The organism is uncultured Modestobacter sp. (genome assembly GCF_947486615.1).
Taxonomy (GTDB): Bacteria; Actinomycetota; Actinomycetes; order Mycobacteriales; family Geodermatophilaceae; genus Modestobacter.
Map to the genome: position 1 here is coordinate 51,237 of NZ_CANKUD010000002.1, position 17,488 is coordinate 68,724.

At 73.0% G+C, this 17,488-nt stretch carries 19 protein-coding genes; 4 read left to right on the top strand and 15 right to left on the bottom strand.

The window, feature by feature from the left end:
• The first annotated feature begins 24 nt into the window (after window positions 1-24).
• Entirely contained in the window at window positions 25-1,206 is a 1,182-nt protein-coding gene (locus Q1A09_RS03565) for an EAL domain-containing protein (RefSeq protein ID WP_299952108.1), read from the top strand.
• A 68-nt stretch (window positions 1,207-1,274) separates the two neighbouring features.
• Complete coding sequence (locus Q1A09_RS03570; RefSeq protein ID WP_299952109.1) at window positions 1,275-2,303, top strand: Gfo/Idh/MocA family oxidoreductase; 1,029 nt, start codon at window positions 1,275-1,277, stop codon at window positions 2,301-2,303.
• Here Q1A09_RS03570 and Q1A09_RS03575 read toward each other — a convergent pair.
• The gene (locus Q1A09_RS03575; RefSeq protein WP_299952110.1) at window positions 2,300-4,324 is read right to left on the bottom strand and encodes a methylmalonyl-CoA mutase family protein; all 2,025 of its coding nucleotides are present in this window, start codon (window positions 4,322-4,324) and stop codon (window positions 2,300-2,302) included. The two genes, Q1A09_RS03570 and Q1A09_RS03575, sit on opposite strands and share 4 nt — an antisense overlap.
• Before the next feature lie 114 nt (window positions 4,325-4,438).
• Between Q1A09_RS03575 and Q1A09_RS03580 the strand changes: the two genes are divergently transcribed.
• Window positions 4,439-4,753 (top strand): hypothetical protein, encoded by a 315-nt coding sequence (locus Q1A09_RS03580; RefSeq protein WP_299952111.1) that lies wholly within the window; start codon window positions 4,439-4,441, stop codon window positions 4,751-4,753.
• 52 nt (window positions 4,754-4,805) lie between these two features.
• Here the strand turns inward: Q1A09_RS03580 and murA are convergent, their stop codons facing one another.
• Window positions 4,806-6,101 carry a UDP-N-acetylglucosamine 1-carboxyvinyltransferase gene (murA, locus tag Q1A09_RS03585; RefSeq protein ID WP_299952112.1) on the bottom strand — a complete coding sequence of 432 codons (1,296 nt, stop codon included), beginning with the start codon at window positions 6,099-6,101 and terminating at the stop codon, window positions 4,806-4,808.
• Between the two features lie 88 nt (window positions 6,102-6,189).
• Here murA and Q1A09_RS03590 point away from each other — a divergent pair, with 88 nt between their 5' ends.
• On the top strand, window positions 6,190-6,789 hold the full coding sequence (locus Q1A09_RS03590) for a cob(I)yrinic acid a,c-diamide adenosyltransferase (protein WP_299952113.1): 600 nt from the start codon (window positions 6,190-6,192) through the stop codon (window positions 6,787-6,789).
• Window positions 6,790-6,861: 72 nt separating this feature from the next.
• On the opposite strand, the gene Q1A09_RS03595 is transcribed toward Q1A09_RS03590, so the two are convergent.
• The 13 genes from Q1A09_RS03595 to Q1A09_RS03655 all read right to left on the bottom strand — a co-directional run bounded on the left by Q1A09_RS03595 (window position 6,862) and on the right by Q1A09_RS03655 (window position 17,487).
• Window positions 6,862-7,266: a DUF2550 domain-containing protein gene (locus Q1A09_RS03595; protein WP_299952114.1), complete on the bottom strand. Its 405-nt coding sequence runs from the start codon at window positions 7,264-7,266 to the stop codon at window positions 6,862-6,864.
• Between the two features lie 54 nt (window positions 7,267-7,320).
• On the bottom strand, window positions 7,321-7,710 hold the full coding sequence (locus Q1A09_RS03600; protein ID WP_299952115.1) for a F0F1 ATP synthase subunit epsilon: 390 nt from the start codon (window positions 7,708-7,710) through the stop codon (window positions 7,321-7,323).
• Between the two features lie 257 nt (window positions 7,711-7,967).
• Window positions 7,968-8,216 carry a hypothetical protein gene (locus Q1A09_RS03605; protein ID WP_299952116.1) on the bottom strand — a complete coding sequence of 83 codons (249 nt, stop codon included), beginning with the start codon at window positions 8,214-8,216 and terminating at the stop codon, window positions 7,968-7,970.
• Window positions 8,217-8,505: 289 nt separating this feature from the next.
• Window positions 8,506-9,951: a F0F1 ATP synthase subunit beta gene (atpD, locus tag Q1A09_RS03610; protein WP_299952117.1), complete on the bottom strand. Its 1,446-nt coding sequence runs from the start codon at window positions 9,949-9,951 to the stop codon at window positions 8,506-8,508.
• Between the two features lie 91 nt (window positions 9,952-10,042).
• Window positions 10,043-11,020 (bottom strand): F0F1 ATP synthase subunit gamma, encoded by a 978-nt coding sequence (locus Q1A09_RS03615; protein WP_299952118.1) that lies wholly within the window; start codon window positions 11,018-11,020, stop codon window positions 10,043-10,045.
• Window position 11,021: 1 nt separating this feature from the next.
• Window positions 11,022-12,659 carry a F0F1 ATP synthase subunit alpha gene (atpA, locus tag Q1A09_RS03620; protein WP_299952119.1) on the bottom strand — a complete coding sequence of 546 codons (1,638 nt, stop codon included), beginning with the start codon at window positions 12,657-12,659 and terminating at the stop codon, window positions 11,022-11,024.
• Window positions 12,660-12,771: 112 nt separating this feature from the next.
• Window positions 12,772-13,602: a F0F1 ATP synthase subunit delta gene (locus tag Q1A09_RS03625; protein WP_299952120.1), complete on the bottom strand. Its 831-nt coding sequence runs from the start codon at window positions 13,600-13,602 to the stop codon at window positions 12,772-12,774.
• Window positions 13,602-14,177 (bottom strand): F0F1 ATP synthase subunit B, encoded by a 576-nt coding sequence (locus Q1A09_RS03630; protein ID WP_299952121.1) that lies wholly within the window; start codon window positions 14,175-14,177, stop codon window positions 13,602-13,604. Before Q1A09_RS03630 ends, Q1A09_RS03625 begins: the two co-directional genes overlap by 1 nt.
• Window positions 14,178-14,232: 55 nt before the next feature.
• A complete protein-coding gene (gene atpE, locus Q1A09_RS03635; protein WP_299952122.1) occupies window positions 14,233-14,469 on the bottom strand; it encodes an ATP synthase F0 subunit C in 237 nt (78 codons plus the stop codon).
• Window positions 14,470-14,577: 108 nt separating this feature from the next.
• Complete coding sequence (atpB, locus tag Q1A09_RS03640; protein ID WP_299952123.1) at window positions 14,578-15,405, bottom strand: F0F1 ATP synthase subunit A; 828 nt, start codon at window positions 15,403-15,405, stop codon at window positions 14,578-14,580.
• Window positions 15,402-15,635 carry an AtpZ/AtpI family protein gene (locus Q1A09_RS03645; RefSeq protein WP_299952124.1) on the bottom strand — a complete coding sequence of 78 codons (234 nt, stop codon included), beginning with the start codon at window positions 15,633-15,635 and terminating at the stop codon, window positions 15,402-15,404. The genes atpB and Q1A09_RS03645 overlap by 4 nt, the downstream gene beginning before the upstream one ends.
• 92 nt (window positions 15,636-15,727) lie before the next feature.
• Window positions 15,728-16,225, bottom strand: a complete 498-nt coding sequence (locus tag Q1A09_RS03650; protein WP_299952125.1) for a hypothetical protein — start codon at window positions 16,223-16,225, stop codon at window positions 15,728-15,730.
• On the bottom strand, window positions 16,222-17,487 hold the full coding sequence (locus Q1A09_RS03655) for a glycosyltransferase family 4 protein (protein WP_299952126.1): 1,266 nt from the start codon (window positions 17,485-17,487) through the stop codon (window positions 16,222-16,224). The genes Q1A09_RS03650 and Q1A09_RS03655 overlap by 4 nt, the downstream gene beginning before the upstream one ends.
• Window position 17,488: the final 1 nt, after the last annotated feature.

A 17,488-nucleotide genomic window follows, 5' to 3' on the forward strand; every position in this document is an offset into this window, starting at 1 on the left:
CGGGAGCTGGGTCACACTGCGGGGGTGAACGGGAGCCCACCGTCGCCGTCCTCGCCGGCCGTCGCCCTGTCCCCCGCCTGGCTGCACCGGGTCCTGGACTCGGCCCGCACCCGGCTGGGGATGGAGGTCGCCTGGATGTCGACGTTCACCGAGAGCGCCCAGCAGATCCGCGCCGCCACCGGCGCCCTGGACGAGATGCACGTCCACGAGGGCATGGAGCCCTCGCTGGAGGGCTCGTTCTGCGTGCGGGTGCTGAGCGGGCAGCTGCCCCCGGTGGTCACCGGGGCCCGCCGCCACCCCGGCACCCGCGACCTGGCGGTCACCGCCGACCTCGGCATCGGGTCCTACGTCGGCGCCCCGGTGCGCAGCCCGGACGGCCGCCCGGTCGGGATGCTCTGCTGCGTGAGCCGGGACGACGGAGCGCACCTGGACGGGGCGGCGGTCCGCACCCTGGAGCTGCTGGCCGACGTCATCGCCGACCGGCTGGCCGAACCGCTGCCCGTTCCGCCGGCCGACCCCGCCGGCCAGGTCCGCGAGGTCCTCGCCGAGGGCGCGGTGGTCACCCACGTCCAGCCGATCGTCGATCTGGAGACCTGCGGGACGGTCGCCTACGAGGCGCTGGCCAGGTTCCCCGACGTGGACGGCGGCCCCGCGCGGCTGTTCAGCGCCGCGGCGGCCGCCGGGCTCGGGGTCGAGCTGGAGGAGCTGGCCGCCCGCGCCGCGCTGGCCGTCGCCCCGCGGCTGCCGGCCGGACGTCCGCTGGGCGTCAACCTCTCCCCGCAGGCACTGCTGTCCCCCTCGGTGACCGGCCTGCTGCTGGACCACCGGCACCTCGACGTCTCGGTCGAGGTCACCGAGCACCGGCCGGTGGACGACTACGACGCGCTGGAGAGGTCCCTGCGCTGCCTGCGGGAGGCGGGCATCGGGCTGACCGTCGACGACGCCGGCGCCGGGTACGCCAGCCTGCGGCACGTGCTGCGGCTGCGCCCGGACGTGATCAAGCTCGACATCGCACTGGTCACCGGACTGCACGCCGACCCGGCCAAGCGCGCGATGGTCACCGCGATGGTCAGCTTCGCCACCGCGACCGGCGCCCGGCTGGTGGCGGAGGGGGTCGAGGAGGACCTCGAGGCGGCGACGCTGCGGTCGCTGGGCGTCGAGCAGGGCCAGGGCCACCTGTTCGGCCGCCCGGCTCCCCTGCTCTGAGGCGCCCGGCGGCCCCGCCGACCGGCAGGGGATGATCCGCAGCACGCGTCGTCGAGGTGGGGAGCACCGTGGTGGAGCCCGTTCGGTTCGGACTGGTGGGGTACGGCTTCGGCGGGCGGTGGTTCCACGCCCCGCTGCTGGCCGCCGCGGCGGAGTGCGACCTGGTGGCGGTGGTGACCTCCTCGACCGAGCGCCGCGAGCTGATCGGCCAGGAGCACCCCGGCGTGGCCGCGGTCGGCTCGCTGGCCGAGCTGGCCGCGGCCGGCGTCGAGGCGGTGGCCGTCTCCACCCCGGCCGGCACCCACTCCGCGCTCACCGACGAGGCGCTCGACCTCGGGCTGGCGGTGGTCTGCGACAAGCCGTTCGCCCTCGACGCCGCCGCCGCACGGTCCAGCGTCGAGCGGGCCGAGCGGCTCGGCCTGCCGCTGGCGCCCTACCAGAACCGCCGCTGGGACTCCGACTTCCGCACCGTCCGGGCGCTGGCCGAGGCCGGCACGCTCGGCACGATCACCCGGTTCGAGTCCCGGTTCGAGCGGTTCACCCCCGACCCCGGGCCGGCGCCCTCCGGCGGCGGCACGCTGCTGGACTTCGGCAGCCACCTGGTCGACCAGGCGCTGGTGCTGCTCGGCCCGGTCACCTCGGTGTACGCCGAGTGGCGGGTGCGGGAGAGCGGCCTGGACGACGACGTCTTCGTCGCCCTCACCCACGCCTCCGGCGCCCGCTCGCACCTGGCCGGCAGCTGGAGCGAGGGCGCCCCGGGCAACCGGTTCCGGGTCACCGGCACCGCCGGCAGCTACGTCGTCGGCGGCCCGATGGACGGCCAGGAGGACGCCCTGATCGCCGGGGAGACACCGGCGACGCTGGGCGCGGACTGGGGCGCCGAGCCGGAGTCCCGCTGGGGCCGGGTGCGCCGCGGCGAGCACGAGGACCGGGTGCCCACGCTGCCCGGCGCCTGGGACACCTTCTACCCCGCGTTCGCCGCCGCGGTGCGCGGCCAGGGCCTGGTGCCGGTCGACCCCCGGGACGCCGTCGCCTCGCTGACCGTGCTCGACGCCGCCCGCCGCAGCGCCACCGAGGGCGTCGTCGTCCGGCTCTAGCCCGGCAGGACGGCCGCCCGGCGGTCCGGGTCGAGGTGGTTGGCCGCGCGGACGACGGCCACCACCTCGGCCATGATGTCGGTGATCCCGAAGTCCTTGGGGGTGAACACCCGGGCCACCCCCAGCTCGCGCAGCCGGCGGGCGTCGCCGTCGGGGACGATCCCGCCGACCACCACCGGGACGTCGTCCAGCCCGGCCGCCCGCAGGCCGTCGAGCACCGCCGGGACGACCTGCAGGTGCGACCCGGAGAGCACCGACAGGCCGACGACGTGCACGTCCTCCTCGACCGCGGCGGAGACGATCTGCGCCGGGGTCAGCCGGATGCCCTGGTAGACGACCTCGAAGCCCGCGTCCCGGGCCCGGACGGCGATCTGCTCGGCACCGTTGCTGTGCCCGTCCAGGCCCGGCTTGCCGACCAGGAAGCGCAGCCGGCCCCCCAGCTCCTCCCCCGTCGTGCACACCCGCTCGCGCACCTCGGCCAGCGTGGTGTCGCCCTCGCCGGCGCCCGCGGCACCGATCCCGGTCGGCGCCCGGTACTCACCGAACACCTCGCGCAGCACGCCGGCCCACTCCCCCGTGGTCACGCCGGCCCGGGCGCAGCGCAGGGTCGCCGGCATCAGGTTCCCGGTGCCTGCGGCCGCGGCGCGCAGCGCGGCCAGGGCCTCGGCCACCGGGCCGGGCTCCCGAGCGGCCCGCCACTGCCGCACCGCACGCTGGGCGGCCGCCTCCACCGCCGGGTCGACGGTCTGCACCGCCGTCTCCAGGTCGGCCAGCAGCGGGTTGGGCTCGGTCGTCTCGAACCGGTTGACCCCGACGACGACGTCGGCGCCGCTCTCCATCCGGCGGCGGCGCTCCGACAGCGAGGCGACCAGCTGGCCCTTCATGTAGCCCGACTCGACGGCGGCCACCGCCCCGCCCAGCTCCTGCACCCGCGCCATCTCGGCCCGGGCACCCTCGACCAGCTCGGCGACCTTGGTCTCCACGACCACCGACCCGGTGAACAGGTCGTCGTACTCCAGCAGGTCGGTCTCGAGGGCGAGAACCTGCTGCAGCCGCAGCGACCACTGCTGGTCCCACGGCCGCGGCAGGCCCAGCGCCTCGTTCCAGGCGGGCAGCTGGACGGCGCGGGCCCGGGCGTCCCGGGAGAGGGTCACCCCGAGCATCTCCAGCACGATCCGCTGCACGTTGTTCTCCGGCTGCGCCTCGGTGAGACCCAGCGAGTTGACCTGCACCCCGTACCGGAATCTCCGCTGCCCGGCGTCCTGCACCCCGTAGCGCTCCCGGGTCAGCTCGTCCCACAGCTGCCCGAAGGCGCGCATCTTGCACATCTCCTCGACGAACCGGACCCCGGCGTTGACGAAGAAGGAGATCCGGGCGACGACGTCCCCGAACCGCTCGGCCGGCACCTGGCCGGAGTCGCGGACCGAGTCGAGCACGGCGATCGCGGTGCTCATCGCGTAGGCGATCTCCTGCACCGGCGTCGCCCCGGCCTCCTGCAGGTGGTAGCTGCAGATGTTGACCGGGTTCCAGCGCGGCATCGCCGTCACCGTGTAGGCGACCACGTCGGTGATCAGCCGCATGCTCTGCGCCGGCGGGAAGACGTACGTCCCCCGGGACAGGTACTCCTTGATGATGTCGTTCTGCGTCGTGCCGGCGAGCCGGGCGACGTCGTGCCCGTGCTCCTCGGCGACCGCCTGGTAGAGCGCCAGCAGCCACATCGCCGGGGCGTTGATCGTCATCGACGTGTTCATCTCGTCCAGCGGGATGCCGTCGAAGAGCGCCCGCATGTCACCCAGGTGGCTCACCGGGACGCCGACCTTGCCCACCTCCCCCACGGCCAGCTCGTGGTCGGGGTCGTAGCCGGTCTGGGTGGGCAGGTCGAAGGCCACCGACAGCCCGGTCTGCCCCTTGGCCAGGTTGCGGCGGTACAAGGCGTTGGACTCGGCGGGTGAGGAGTGGCCGGCGTAGGTGCGCATCACCCAGGGGCGGTCGCGGTCCTTCGGCGCTGAAGGAAACGGCATGCCCGCGGAGTGTAGGGCGGTTACCCGCCAGTAGCCACGGGTCGCCCACACCGGTGGCACACTCGGCGGCGGGCCTGTGACCGACCGGTCGCACCCGCTCCCCGGGGGGTCAGCGTGCCGATCGACGCGGGCAGTCTGCACTTCCTGGTCGGCCCGGGCATCGCGCTGGTGATCGGCCTGCTGGTGCTGTTCCTCCGGTGGGCCTTCGCGTCCGAGGGCTCGGGGAAGCCGGTGCGGCGCGAGGAGCTGCTCACGCCGGTGGCCACGCTCACCCGCCGGGAGTCCGCGCTGGCGCTGCGCGCGGTGCTCTCCGACGCCGGCATCCGGTCGACGATCCGCGAGCCGGCCGCCCACCGCGCCGACGTCCTGGTCTTCCCCGAGGACCTCGACCGGGCCCGGGCGCTGGCCCTCTCCTTCGGCGGCCGCTGACGGAGGACCCCCCGCTCGGCTCGGCCCGGCCCCCGGTGCGGGGGCCGATCCGTCAGCTGGGGCGCTGGGTCCGCTCGATCTGCACGCCGACGGCGCGCAACTGCTCGGTGAAGTCGGGGTAGCCGCGGTCGACGTGGTGCACGTCCTGCACCTCGGTGACCCCGTCGGTGAGCAGCCCGGCCAGCACCAGACCGGCGCCGGCCCGGATGTCGGTCGCCAGCACCGGGGCGCTGGACAGCCGCTCCCGACCGCGGACGACGGCGTGGTGGCCGTCGATGCGCACGTCGGCACCGAGCCGGACCAGCTCGTTGACGAACATGAAGCGGCCCTCGAACACGTTCTCGGTGATCAGCGCGGTACCCGTCGACACGGCGGCCAGCGCCACCGCCATCGGCTGCAGGTCGGTCGGGAACCCGGGGAAGGGCAGCGTGACGACGTCCACACCCTTCGGCCGGTCGTCCATCGCCACCCGGACGCCGTCCGGCCGGGGCTCCACGGTGGCCCCGGCGCTCACCAGCTTGTCCAGCGGCACGGTGAGGTGCTCGGCGACCGCCCGCTCGATCACCAGGTCGCCGCGGGTCATCACCGCACCGATGGCCCAGGTGCCGGCGACGATCCGGTCCGGCACCACCGAGCAGGACACCGGCGCCAGCCCGTCCACGCCCTCCACGGTGATCGTGGAGGTGCCCGCGCCCTCGATCCGGGCGCCCATCGCGACCAGCATCGAGCACAGGTCGACGATCTCCGGCTCGCGCGCGGCGTTGTCGACGATGGTCGTGCCCTCGGCGAGGACGGCGGCCATCACCAGGTTCTCCGTCGCACCGACCGAAGGGAAGTCCAGCCAGATCGAGGTGCCCACCAGCTTGGGTGCGGTGGCGATGAGGAAGCCGTGCTCGCTCACGATGCTGGCGCCCAGCCGCTCCAGACCGGCGATGTGCATGTCCAGCCCGCGGGAGCCGATCGCGTCACCGCCGGGCAGGGCGACCTTGGCGGTGCCCAGCCGGGCGACCAGCGGCCCGAGCACGCTGATCGAGGCGCGCATCCGCCGGACCAGGTCGTAGTCGGTCTCGCTGGAGGGCCGCTCCGGGACGTCGATCAGCACCCGGCCCCCGCCGCTCGGGCTGCCACCGGGCTCCAGCGGGTAGCGCTCGAAGACCACGCCGCAGCCCAGGCGCCGCAGCACCTCGCTCATGATCGTGACGTCGAGGATGTCGGGCACCTCCTCCAGCGTCGTCCGCCCCGGGGCCAGCAACGCGGCCGCCATCAGCTTCAGGGCGCTGTTCTTGGCACCGGTGACACGGACCCGGCCGCGCAGCGACGCCCCGCCCGCCACCTCGAAGCACTCCACGCGGTCACCCTACGGCCCTGCTGCAGGGGCCCGTCCCGAGCTCGCGAGGGATGGGGGGCAGCAGGGTCCTTTAACTAGGCTCGGCGGCATGACCGTCCGGCTGACCCGCATCTACACCCGCACCGGCGACGCCGGGCAGACCCACCTGGGCGACATGTCCCGGGTCAGCAAGACCGACCCGCGGCTGGTCGCCTACGCCGACGTCGACGAGGCCAACAGCTCCATCGGCGTCGCGATCGCACTGGGCGCCCCCTCGACGGAGCTGACCGAGCTGCTGCGCAGCATCCAGAACGACCTGTTCGACGTCGGCGCGGACCTGTCCACCCCGGTGCACCCCGACCCCGAGCACCCACCGCTGCGGGTCACCCCGGCCTACACCGAGCGGCTGGAGGCGGCGTGCGACGTCGCCAACGAGGAGCTGCCGGCGCTGACCTCGTTCGTGCTCCCCGGTGGCACCCCGCTGGCTGCCCTCCTGCACACGGCGCGGACGGTCGCCCGCCGGGCCGAGCGCAGCGTGTGGGGGCTGCTGGAGGCCGACGGGGAGCGCACCAACCCCGAGACGGCGAAGTACCTCAACCGCCTGTCGGACCTGCTCTTCATCCTGGCCCGGGCGGCCAACCCCGAGGGCGACGTCCTGTGGGAGCCCGGCGCGCACAGCGGGGTGCACGCCCAACGCGCCGCCCGCTGACCCGGCCGGCCCGGCCCCGCTGCAGGGGCCCGCGCTGAGCCTGCGGAGCGTGGGGGGCAGCGGGGTCCTTCGTCAGCGGTCGACGGGCGGGGCCGACTCGATCCAGGACAGGAAGCCGGTCACCGTCGAGCTGTCCATCGCCAGCTCCTGCGGTCCGGCACCGGTGCGGCAGGTCAGGATCACGCTCTCGTCGGGCAGCGACAGGTCGTCCGCGGTGGGCCGCCGACGGGCGTCGACCTGGAACTGGGCGCGGCACAGCCGCCGGTTGGGGCGTACCGACAGCGACAGCGCCCGGTACCAGAGCAGCGTCTCCCCGGAGTACCAGGCGACGCCGACCGACCAGCGCGGTGCCCCCGGGGCCCGCAGCCACATCGTGACCGCCCCCAGGCCGGAGAGCAGGAACCGGCGGCGCAGCAGGAAGGCCGCGACCAGGCCGACGAGCAACACCCCGGCGAGGACCAGGACGACAGTGGTCACCGGGCGGGGGCTGGGGGCCGCGGGGGGATCGGGAGGAGGCTCAGCCGGCTGCGGTCAGGCGTCCTGGCCGGCGGCGCGGAGCCGGGACTGGGCTCGGCGGGCGGCGGCGAGCGCCTCCGGGTCGTCGCCGGCTTGCTCGGCCCGGCGCAGCGCCTCACGGGCCCGCTCGACGTCGATGTCGGTGGAGATCTCCGCGGTCTCCGCGAGGATCGACACGCCCCGCTCGGTCACCGAGAGGAAGCCGCCGTGCGCCGCGACGACGAGGTCCTCGCCGGACTCCGGTCGGATGCGGACCACGCCACCGGGGGCCAGCTCGCCCAGCAGCGGCGCGTGGCCGGGCAGGACACCGAGCTCACCCTCGGTCGTGCGGGCGATGACCATGCTGGCCTCCCCGGACCAGATCATCTTCTCCACGGCCACGAGCTCGACCTGCAGGGTCGCCACGTCAGTCCTCCAGGGTCATCGACCGGCCGTTCGGGCCTGTGATGCGGGCCGCCGGTCCGGTCGGACGCGGCAGCGGGTCCCGGCCACTGTACCGGCGCACCGGGACCCGTTCCGCCACAGCCCGCCGGCGACGCCCGCCAGGGGACGGGAGGTGCGGTCCTGCGGCCCGCTCGAGCACGGCCGCCCCGGGCCGGCGGACGCGGTGGGATGCCCTGCGCCCGGGCCGGACGACCAGCGGCGACCGAGGTGAGGCAGCGTCAGGCGGCGCGGCGGTAGACCACGGTCCACCGGCCGACCCGGACCTGCGGGTGCCAGACCACCGAGCGGGGTGCCCACTCGGCGACGTCGAACGGCTCCGCGGCGGCCTCGACCGGCGCGTAGGGCGGCCAGCTCCAGTCCAGCGCGTCCTCGGGCAGCGGGCCGGGAGCGCCCTGGTCGTGCCGGCCCGGCTCGAGGGTCGCCGTCCCACCGCGCCGCAGCACCGCTGCGAGACCTGTCCTGTGCACCGTCGTACTCCTGGGCATGGCGCCCGCCGACCGGACGCACCGGTCCCCATGATCGACAGGCGCGCGGAGGTCCTTGAACCCCGGCCGGCACGACCACCCGATCGGGTGCTGCCCGGGCCGCCGCGCCACCACGCCCGGTCACCCCCCGGCGCCGCAGCGCGCCTCTCCTGGGCCTCCCGGACCAGGTCCGCGACGGTGCCCGGAGACGCCGACGGCCGGGCCCCCGTGGGGAACCCGGCCGTTGACAGGTGCAGCGACGCCCGCAGGGGGCCGCCGACAGGACCTGCGACTAGCTCTTCTTCAGCTTGTCGTAGTTCCGCTCGAGGTCCTCGAGGCCACCGCACATGAAGAAGGCCTGCTCGGGGACGTGGTCGTACTCGCCCTGCGCGAGCGCCTTGAACGCCTGGAGGGTCTCGGACAGCGGCACGTAGGAGCCCGGCTGCCCGGTGAACGCCTCGGCGACGAACATGTTCTGGGAGAGGAACCGCTCGATCCGCCGTGCGCGGTTGACGGTGACCTTGTCCTCCTCGCCCAGCTCGTCGATGCCGAGGATGGCGATGATGTCCTGCAGCTCCTGGTAGCGCTGCAGGATCCGCTTGACCTCGCTGGCGATGTCGTAGTGCTCCTGCCCGACGTACTGCGCGTCGAGGATCCGGCTGGTGGAGTCCAGCGGGTCGACGGCCGGGTAGATGCCCTTCTCCGAGATGGGCCGCGACAGGTTCGTCGTGGCGTCCAGGTGGGCGAAGGTGGTGTGCGGCGCCGGGTCGGTGATGTCGTCGGCGGGCACGTAGATCGCCTGCAGCGAGGTGATGGACCGTCCCCGGGTCGAGGTGATCCGCTCCTGCAGCTCGCCCATCTCGTCGGCCAGGGTCGGCTGGTAGCCCACCGCGGAGGGCATGCGGCCCAGCAGCGTGGAGACCTCGGAGCCGGCCTGGGTGAACCGGAAGATGTTGTCGATGAAGAGCAGCACGTCCTGGTCGGCCTCGTCGCGGAAGTACTCCGCCATGGTCAGCGCCGAGAGCGCGACCCGCAGCCGGGTGCCCGGCGGCTCGTCCATCTGGCCGAAGACCAGCGCGGTGGAGTTGATGACGCCGGACTCGGTCATCTCGGTGATCAGGTCGTTGCCCTCGCGGGTCCGCTCCCCCACACCGGCGAAGACCGAGACGCCACCGAACTCCTGGGCGACGCGACGGATCATCTCCTGGATGAGCACCGTCTTGCCCACGCCGGCGCCACCGAACAGACCGATCTTCCCGCCCTTGATGTAGGGGGTCAGCAGGTCGATGACCTTGATGCCGGTCTCGAGCAGCTCGGTGCGGCCCTCGAGCTGGTCGAACTTCGGCGCGTGCCGGTGGATGGTCCAGCGCAGGCTGTCGTCGCCGTAGCCGGGGGTGTCCAGGCACTCGCCGAGCGCGTTGAACACGTGCCCGGTGACCTGCTCGCCGACGGGCACCGAGATCGCCGAACCGGTGTCGGTCACCGGGGCTCCACGGACCAGGCCGTCGGTCGGCTGCATGGCGATGGTGCGGACCACGTTGTCGCCCAGGTGCTGGGCGACCTCGAGGGTCAGCGTCTTGCCCAGGTCGGCCAGGGTGACCTCGACCTTGAGTGCGTTGAAGATCTCGGGCATCGCGTCGCGGGGGAACTCGACGTCGACGACCGGGCCGGTGACCCGGACGACCCGGCCGGCGCCGGTGGTCGACTGGGTGCTCGGGCGGTCCTCGGTGACGGTCATCAGTACTGCTCTCCTGCCCTGGGGCTCGGTGGTCTCGCGTCTTCGGGGTCCCCGGTCGGGGCGGCGGGTGCCGCCCCGACCGGGGCAGTGCTCAGTTGTCGGAGCTGCTGGACACCAGCGCGTCGGCACCGCCGACGATCTCGCTGATCTCCTGGGTGATGCCGGCCTGGCGGGCCTGGTTGGCCTGCCGGGAGAGGTTCTTGGCCAGCTCCTCGGCGTTGTCCGAGGCCGACTTCATCGCCCGCCGGCGCGAGGCCGACTCCGATGCAGCCGACTCCAGCAGCGCCGCGTAGATCCGGGTGGTGACGTACTTCGGCAGCAGCGCGTCCAGCAGCGCCTCGGCCGAGGGCTCGAACTCGTAGGAGGTCGGGACCTCGCTGGAGCGCGCCGACTGGTCCTGCCCGGCGTCCGCCCCGTCGCCGTCGCCGAGGTCGTCGACCTCCTCGACGACGAGCGGGGCCATCCGCTTCGCCACCGGCACCTGGGCCAGCAGCGAGCGGAACTCCGTGTAGACGATGTGCAGCTCGTCGACGCCGAGGATGCCGTCGGCACCGCCGTCGCCGTCCGCGTCGTCCTCACCTGCGGTGAAGGCGTCGATCAGCGTGCGGCCGACCTCCTGGGCGTCCTCGTACTTCGGCTGCTCGGAGAACCCGGTCCAGGACTCCTCGACGGGCCGGTCCCGGAACCGGTAGTACGTCTCGCCCTTGCGGCCGATGACGTAGACCAGCGGCTCCTTGCCCTCGTTCCGCAGCAGACCGAGGAGCTCCTCGGTGCGGCGCAGCACGTTGACGTTGTACGAGCCCGCGAAGCCCCGGTCGGAGGTGATGACCAGGACGGCGACCCGCTTGGGCTCGGGCCGCTCGCTCAGCAACGGGTGGTCCAGGCTGGCCGAGCCGGCCAGCGCGGACAGCACCCGGGTGATCTCCCGGGCGTAGGGCTGGGAGGCCTCCACCCGGGCCTGGGCCCGCACAATGCGAGCGCCGGCGATCAGCTCCTGCGCCGAGAAGATCTTCTTCGTCGACCGCGTTGAGCGGATCCGGCGCCGCAGCGCACGCAGGGACGCAGCCATCTCAGGAGCTCCGCTTGACCCGGACGGTCTCCTGGCCACGCTGGCTGGCGTCCATGGCCTCGACCTCGGGCTCGTTGACCTGCAGCGACTCGCCGTCGGAGGTGGTGAACTGGCCGTAGAAGGTCTCCACCGCCGCCTCCAGGCTGCTCACCACGTCGTCCTCGAGCTTCTTGGACGTCCGGATCGTGTCGAAGACGACGTTGTCACCCCGGCCGATGAAGTCCAGGAACTCCAGCTCGAAGCGACGCACGTCGCCGACCGGGACCCGGTCCAGCTTGCCGGTGGTGCCCAGCCACAGCGAGACGACCTCGCGCTCGACCGGGAACGGCGAGTACTGGCCCTGCTTGAGCAGCTCGACCAGCCGCTGACCGCGGTCCAGGGTGGCGCGGCTCGAGGCGTCGAGGTCGGAGGAGAAGGACGAGAACGCCTCCAGCTCACGGAACTGCGCCAGGTCCAGGCGCAGGCGCCCGGCGACGGACTTCATCGCCTTGATCTGCGCCGAGCCACCGACGCGGGACACCGAGATGCCCACGTTGATCGCCGGGCGGACACCGGAGTTGAACAGACCCGTCTCGAGGAAGATCTGCCCGTCGGTGATCGAGATGACGTTGGTCGGGATGTAGGCCGACACGTCGTTGCCCTTGGTCTCGATGAGCGGCAGGCCGGTCATCGAGCCCGCACCCAGCTCGTCGGACAGCTTCGCGCAGCGCTCCAGCAGGCGGGAGTGCAAGTAGAAGACGTCGCCGGGGTAGGCCTCGCGGCCGGGCGGACGGCGCAGCAGCAGCGACACGGCGCGGTAGGCCTCGGCCTGCTTGGACAGGTCGTCGAAGACGATCAGGACGTGCTTGCCCTCGTACATCCAGTGCTGGCCGATGGCCGAGCCGGTGTAGGGGGCGATGTACTTGAAGCCCGCGGCCTCCGACGCCGGCGCGGCGACGATGGTCGTGTACTCCATCGCGCCGGCGTCCTCGAGGGCGGCGCGGGTGGCGGCGATGGTCGAGCCCTTCTGACCGACCGCCACGTAGATGCAGCGCACCTGCTGCTGCGGGTCACCGGTCGCCCAGGCCTGCTTCTGGTTGATGATCGTGTCCAGCGCGATGGCCGACTTGCCGGTCTGCCGGTCGCCGATGATCAGCTGACGCTGACCGCGGCCGATCGGGGTCATCGCGTCGATGGCCTTGATGCCGGTCTGCATGGGCTCGTGCACCGACTGCCGCTGCACCACCGAGGGCGCCTGCAGCTCCAGGGCGCGGCGGCTGGTGGTCTCGATCGGCCCGGCACCGTCGATGGCGTTGCCCAGCGGGTCGACCACGCGGCCGAGGAAGCCGTCACCGACGGGGACGGAGAGCACCTCGCCGGTCCGGCGGACCGTCTGGCCCTCCTCGATCCCGGCGAAGTCACCCAGGATGACGACACCGACCTCGCGGACGTCGAGGTTCAGGGCCAGGCCCCGCACGCCGCCCTCGAACTCGAGGAGCTCGTTGGTCATGACCGAGGGCAGGCCCTCGACCCGGGCGATGCCGTCACCGGCCTCGGTGACGACACCGACCTCCTCGCGGGAGACGTCCGGGGTGTAGTCGGAGACGTAGTTCTGGATGGCACTGCGGATCTCGTCCGCGGAGATCGTCAGCTCGGCCATGGCTCTCGCGTCCTCTTCTGCTGGTGTCTGTGGTGGTGCGGTGGAGCGGTCGGGGGGCGTTCCCGCCTGCCGGCCGGTCGGCGTTGCCGCCTGCCGGCCGAGCGGACTGCCGTCAGCCGGCCAGTCGGCGGCCGGCGTCCTCGAGCCGGTGGGCGATGCTGCCGTCGATGACCTCGTCGCCGACCCGGACCACGAGGCCACCGAGCACGTCGGGGTCGACCTGGACCTGGAGCCCCATGGTGCGCCCGTAGATGCGCTCGAGCACACCCACCAGCCGCTCCTCCTGAGCCGCCGACAGGGGGACGGCGCTGATCACGGAGGCGACCGACCGGCCACGACGGCGGGCCGCCATGGTGGAGAGCCGCTCGACCTCGTTCTCCGCGTTGTGCACGTGCGAGCTGGTCAGCGAGTTCCGGACCAGGCGCTCGGTGACCGGGCTGACCTTCCCGGACAGCAGCCGGTCCAGCAGCGCGGTCTTGCCCTCGCGCGGCGCCGAGCGGTTGCCCAGGATCCGCGCGAGGTCGGCGTCACCGGCGACGATCCGGCCGAACCGGAACAGCTCGTCCTCGACGCCCTCGAGCTCGCCGCGTGCGTCGGCGGCGTCCAGCGCCGCCTCCGTCGCCAGCGTCTCGGTCGCCTCGACCAGGTCGAGGGGGCGCGACCAGCGCTGCTGGGCGACGGTCTCGACCACCTCGAGGGTGCCCGCAGAGACCTGTGCCGACAGCAGCCGGCGGGCCAGGCCCGCCCGGTCCTCCGGACGCACCGACGCGTCCGAGAGCGCGCGCCGCAGCGACGGCTGACCGTCGAGCAGGTGCGCCACGGCGAACATCTCGTCGGCCAGGGTCAGCAGCGCCTCACCGCGGTTGCGGCTGCGGGCGCCCCCGGTCTGCTCGAGGAGGCTGGCCCGCGAGGCCTCCATCGCCGCCCGGCTGGAGGCGTGCATCAGCGGGCGTCCTGCGGGACGTACGCCGAGCTGCCGCCACGACCGTCGCCAGCGGCGGACATGCCGTCCAGCTGGTCGAGGAACCGGTCGACGGTGCCGCTGCGCCGGGCGTCGTCGGCCAGCGACTCGCCGACCAGCCGGCCGGCGAGGTCGACCGCCAGCGTGCCGATCTGGCCGCGCAGCTCGTTGATCACCTGCTGGCGCGAGGAAGCGAGCTGCTCCTCGCCGCGGGCGACGATCCGGGCCGACTCCTCCTGCGCCTGGGCGCGGAGCTCCTCGATGATCTGCTGCCCCTCCGCACGCGCGGCGTCGCGGATCTGCGCCGCCTCGGTGCGCGCCTCGGCGAGCTGGGCACGGTACTGCTCCAGCGCGGCCTTGGCCTCGGCCTGCATGGCCTCGGCCCGCTCGATGCCGCCCTCGATCGCCTCGCGACGAGCCTGGAAGACCTGCTCGAAGCGCGGTGCGACGAGCTTGATCACCACGAAGGCCAGGACCGCGAAGGCGATCAGGCCGATGATGATCTCGCCGACGGGTGGGATGAGCGGGTTCGTGCTCTCCGCAGCCAGGATGCTCATGCTGTCAACGTCCTCGTCTGGATGTCAGTGACCGGACTCGTCGAGGAGTGCGGGATCAGGCGCCGGTGCCGTAGACGAGGGGGGCGACGAAGCCGATCAGCGCCAGCGCCTCGGCCAGGGCGAAGCCCAGGAAGGCGTAGGTGCGGGTGAGGCCGGCCGACTCGGGCTGACGGGCGGTGGCCTGGATGTAGGCGGCCCAGACCAGACCGACACCGATGCCGGGGCCGATCGTGGCGATGCCGTAGCCGACCGAGCCGATGCTGCCGTTGATCTCTGCGAGAACGTCCATCATCGCGGGGTGTTCCTCCTGTGTCGTCGCCCGGCGGTGGGCCGGGCGGCTGGCGGGGTCGTGCGGGTGGTGCAGTTCAGGTGACCGACCGGCAGGGCCGGTCGGCTCGGGTCAGTGAGCGGCCTCGACCGAGCCGTTGAGGTAGGTGCCCATCAGCATCGTGAAGACGTAGGCCTGCAGGAAGATGACCAGCAGCTCGAAGAAGGTCATCACGATCGCCATGATCGCCGACACCGGGCCGAAGACGGCGGAGAGGTTGCCGACCGTCAGCAGGTAGGTCGCGCCGAGCGCGAACGTCACCAGCAGCATGTGGCCGGCGAACATGTTCGCGAAGAGCCGGATCGCCAGCGTGAACGGCCGCACGATGAAGTTCTGCAGCAGCTCGAGCGGGGTGATCAGGATGTACATCGGCTTCGGCACGCCGGGCAGGAACATGATGTCCCGGAAGTAGGGCCACAGGCCCTGGTTCTTGATCCCGACCGCGATGTAGACGACCCAGCAGATCACCGCCAGCACGAGCGGGAAGGCGAACTTCGACATGGGCGAGATCTGGGCGAACGGGATGATCGCCATCAGGTTGTTCGCCAGGATGAAGAAGAACAGCGAGGCCAGGAAGGGCGCGAAGGGCAGGCCCTTCGGGCCGATGACGTCGCGGGCGATGCCGTCCCGGACGAAGGAGTAGCCGCTCTCGCCGATGAACTGGAGCTTGCCGGGCACGATCTCCGGCTTGCGCACCGCGGCGACCAGCAGGGCGATCATCGCGGCGGTCGCCACCCAGGCGATCAGCGTGATCCGGGTGATCTCGAACTCGACACCGAGCAGGGAGAAGCTGGTGAGCGCCTCGGGGAAGAACTCACCGAGGCCCGGGGGCGTGAAGCCGCCGCCGGGGTCGCTCTCCACAGCGAGCACGTCGCCGAGCGCGTGGGCGCTGGAGGTCACCGTTGTCCCTTCTGCGTCCTGGGCGGGCTCTGTCGGCCGCCCGGGGGCTGTGCGGCGGCCTGGTCGGGCCCGCCGTATCGCTTGATGACCACGTAGATGGCCACCGCCACGCCGAGGATGATCCCGACCGGGAAGAACACTCGCGTGTCCAGCCACTGGTCGACCAACCACCCGGCCCCGCCCCACACGGCCATCCCGGACAGGAGCGTCCCGGTGACCCCCCAGCCCATGTCGGCCCCACTGGGCTGACGAGCAGGCTGCTGAGGACGTGGTCGAGCGGCCCCGGTTTCGGGACTGTCCTCGGCCATCGCGTCGGACACTATCAGCCGCGTGTCGGGCGGATCCCCGGGTCGTCCCGCCCGGGGGCCCGGGAGGCCGCCGGTGCACCCGGCGGGGGCACGTAGTAGAGCTGCCGGGTCCACACCCAGCGCAGCTGCACCACGCTCCACAGCAGGGCCCCGGCGATCACCGTCCAGGCCAGCACCCGGCGGTCCAGCCAGCCGTCCTCCGGCAGGCCGGTGAGCAGCGGGAACAGTAGGAACGCCTTGAGCCCGAAGGTGCCCAGGGCGGCGGGCATCGTCCACGTGTCGTCCACCTTGCCGGCCCAGGCGATGACCAGGCCGGAGATGCAGAAGAAGGCGGTCACGACCACTGCCCCGACCACGACCCCGAGCGCCTCGGTCCAGCCGGCCACCAGCCCCACGACCGGCGCAGCCACGACGGTCGCGGCCAGCGCCACCAGGGCGCCCACCCGGAGGAAGGACAGGTCCCAGGGCGCGTCGCTGCGCGGCCCGGAGCGTTCCTCGAACAGGCCGCTCACCGGGGCACCCCCGCGGCCGCGGACGACGAGCGGGCAGCAGCGCCGGCCGGCACTCCCCCGGCGTCCGGTCCGGCGCCGTCCCGCAGGACACGACTGGCCGGGTGGGCGGCACGGCTGCGCTCCTTCATGGCCGCCAACTCTGCCTCGCGGGCGGCGATGGCCGCCCGCCGGGCCCGGGGGCTGAGCACCACGACGACCCCGACGACCAGCAGCGCGCCGATGATGACCAGCACCTCGACGGTGCCGCCGGTGATCGACAGGGCCACGGCGCCGAAGCTGAGCAGCGCGGCCCAGAAGTACATGATCAGGACCGCGCGGCGGTGCGAGTGCCCGATGGACAGCAGCCGGTGGTGCAGGTGCATCTTGTCCGGGCTGAACGGCGACTGGCCCTTGCGGGTGCGGCGGATCACCGCCATCAGCAGGTCAATGAACGGGATGAAGAGCACCGCGACCGGCACGAGCAGCGGCAGGGTCAGCGGCAGCAGGCTCGCCGCCGAGCCCAGCGTCTGCGAGTCGGTCTGCCCGGTCGCCGACACGGCCGCCGCGGACAGCATCAGGCCCACGAGCATCGAGCCGGAGTCGCCCATGAAGATCCGGGCGGGGTTGAAGTTGTGCGGCAGGAAGCCCAGGCAGGCACCGGCGAGCACGGCGGTGATCAGCGCGGGGGCGCTGGCCACGTCGTCGTAGCCGACCGCCCCCAGGTGGTAGCTGTAGGAGAAGAACGCCAGCGCGGCGATCGCCGAGACGCCGGCGGCCAGGCCGTCCAGCCCGTCGATGAAGTTCAGCGCGTTCACCGTCAGGACGGTCAGCAGGATCGTCGCGGGCACCCCGACGTCGGACCCGAGGGACAGCGTGCCGATGTCGGCGACCGGCAGGAACACGTAGGCCAGCTGCACGCCGAGCAGCACCATCACGCCGGCCGAGGCGATCTGCCCGGTCAGCTTGGTGAGCGCGTCCAGCCCGAACCGGTCGTCGAGGACCCCCAGCAGGCAGATGAGCCCACCGGCCACCAGGACGGCGATGGTCTGGCTGTTGTACTCGAAGCTGCGCTGCAGCGAGGGCAGCTGGGAGGCCACCAGCACGCCGGCGGCGACCCCCAGGTACATCGCCACTCCCCCACCCCGCGGGGTGGGGATGACGTGCACGTCCCGGTCGCGGACGGCGGCCATCACCCGCAGCCGGACCGCCGCCACCCGCACCACCGGGGTGGCCAGGAAGGTGACCAGGCCGGCGGCGAGGAGGACGACGGCGTACTCGCGCATG

Bases quoted from the DNA above. Each gene is read 5' to 3' on its own strand.
- Q1A09_RS03575 (WP_299952110.1), bottom strand. From the start codon at position 4,324: ATGCCGTTTCCTTCAGCGCCGAAGGACCGCGACCGCCCCTGGGTGATG.
- Q1A09_RS03590 (WP_299952113.1), top strand. From the start codon at position 6,190: ATGACCGTCCGGCTGACCCGCATCTACACCCGCACCGGCGACGCCGGG.
- atpD (WP_299952117.1), bottom strand. From the start codon at position 9,951: ATGACCGTCACCGAGGACCGCCCGAGCACCCAGTCGACCACCGGCGCC.
- Q1A09_RS03615 (WP_299952118.1), bottom strand. From the start codon at position 11,020: ATGGCTGCGTCCCTGCGTGCGCTGCGGCGCCGGATCCGCTCAACGCGG.
- atpA (WP_299952119.1), bottom strand. From the start codon at position 12,659: ATGGCCGAGCTGACGATCTCCGCGGACGAGATCCGCAGTGCCATCCAG.
- Q1A09_RS03625 (WP_299952120.1), bottom strand. From the start codon at position 13,602: ATGCACGCCTCCAGCCGGGCGGCGATGGAGGCCTCGCGGGCCAGCCTC.
- Q1A09_RS03630 (WP_299952121.1), bottom strand. From the start codon at position 14,177: ATGAGCATCCTGGCTGCGGAGAGCACGAACCCGCTCATCCCACCCGTC.
- atpE (WP_299952122.1), bottom strand. From the start codon at position 14,469: ATGATGGACGTTCTCGCAGAGATCAACGGCAGCATCGGCTCGGTCGGC.
- Q1A09_RS03645 (WP_299952124.1), bottom strand. From the start codon at position 15,635: ATGGGCTGGGGGGTCACCGGGACGCTCCTGTCCGGGATGGCCGTGTGG.
- Q1A09_RS03655 (WP_299952126.1), bottom strand. From the start codon at position 17,487: ATGCGCGAGTACGCCGTCGTCCTCCTCGCCGCCGGCCTGGTCACCTTC.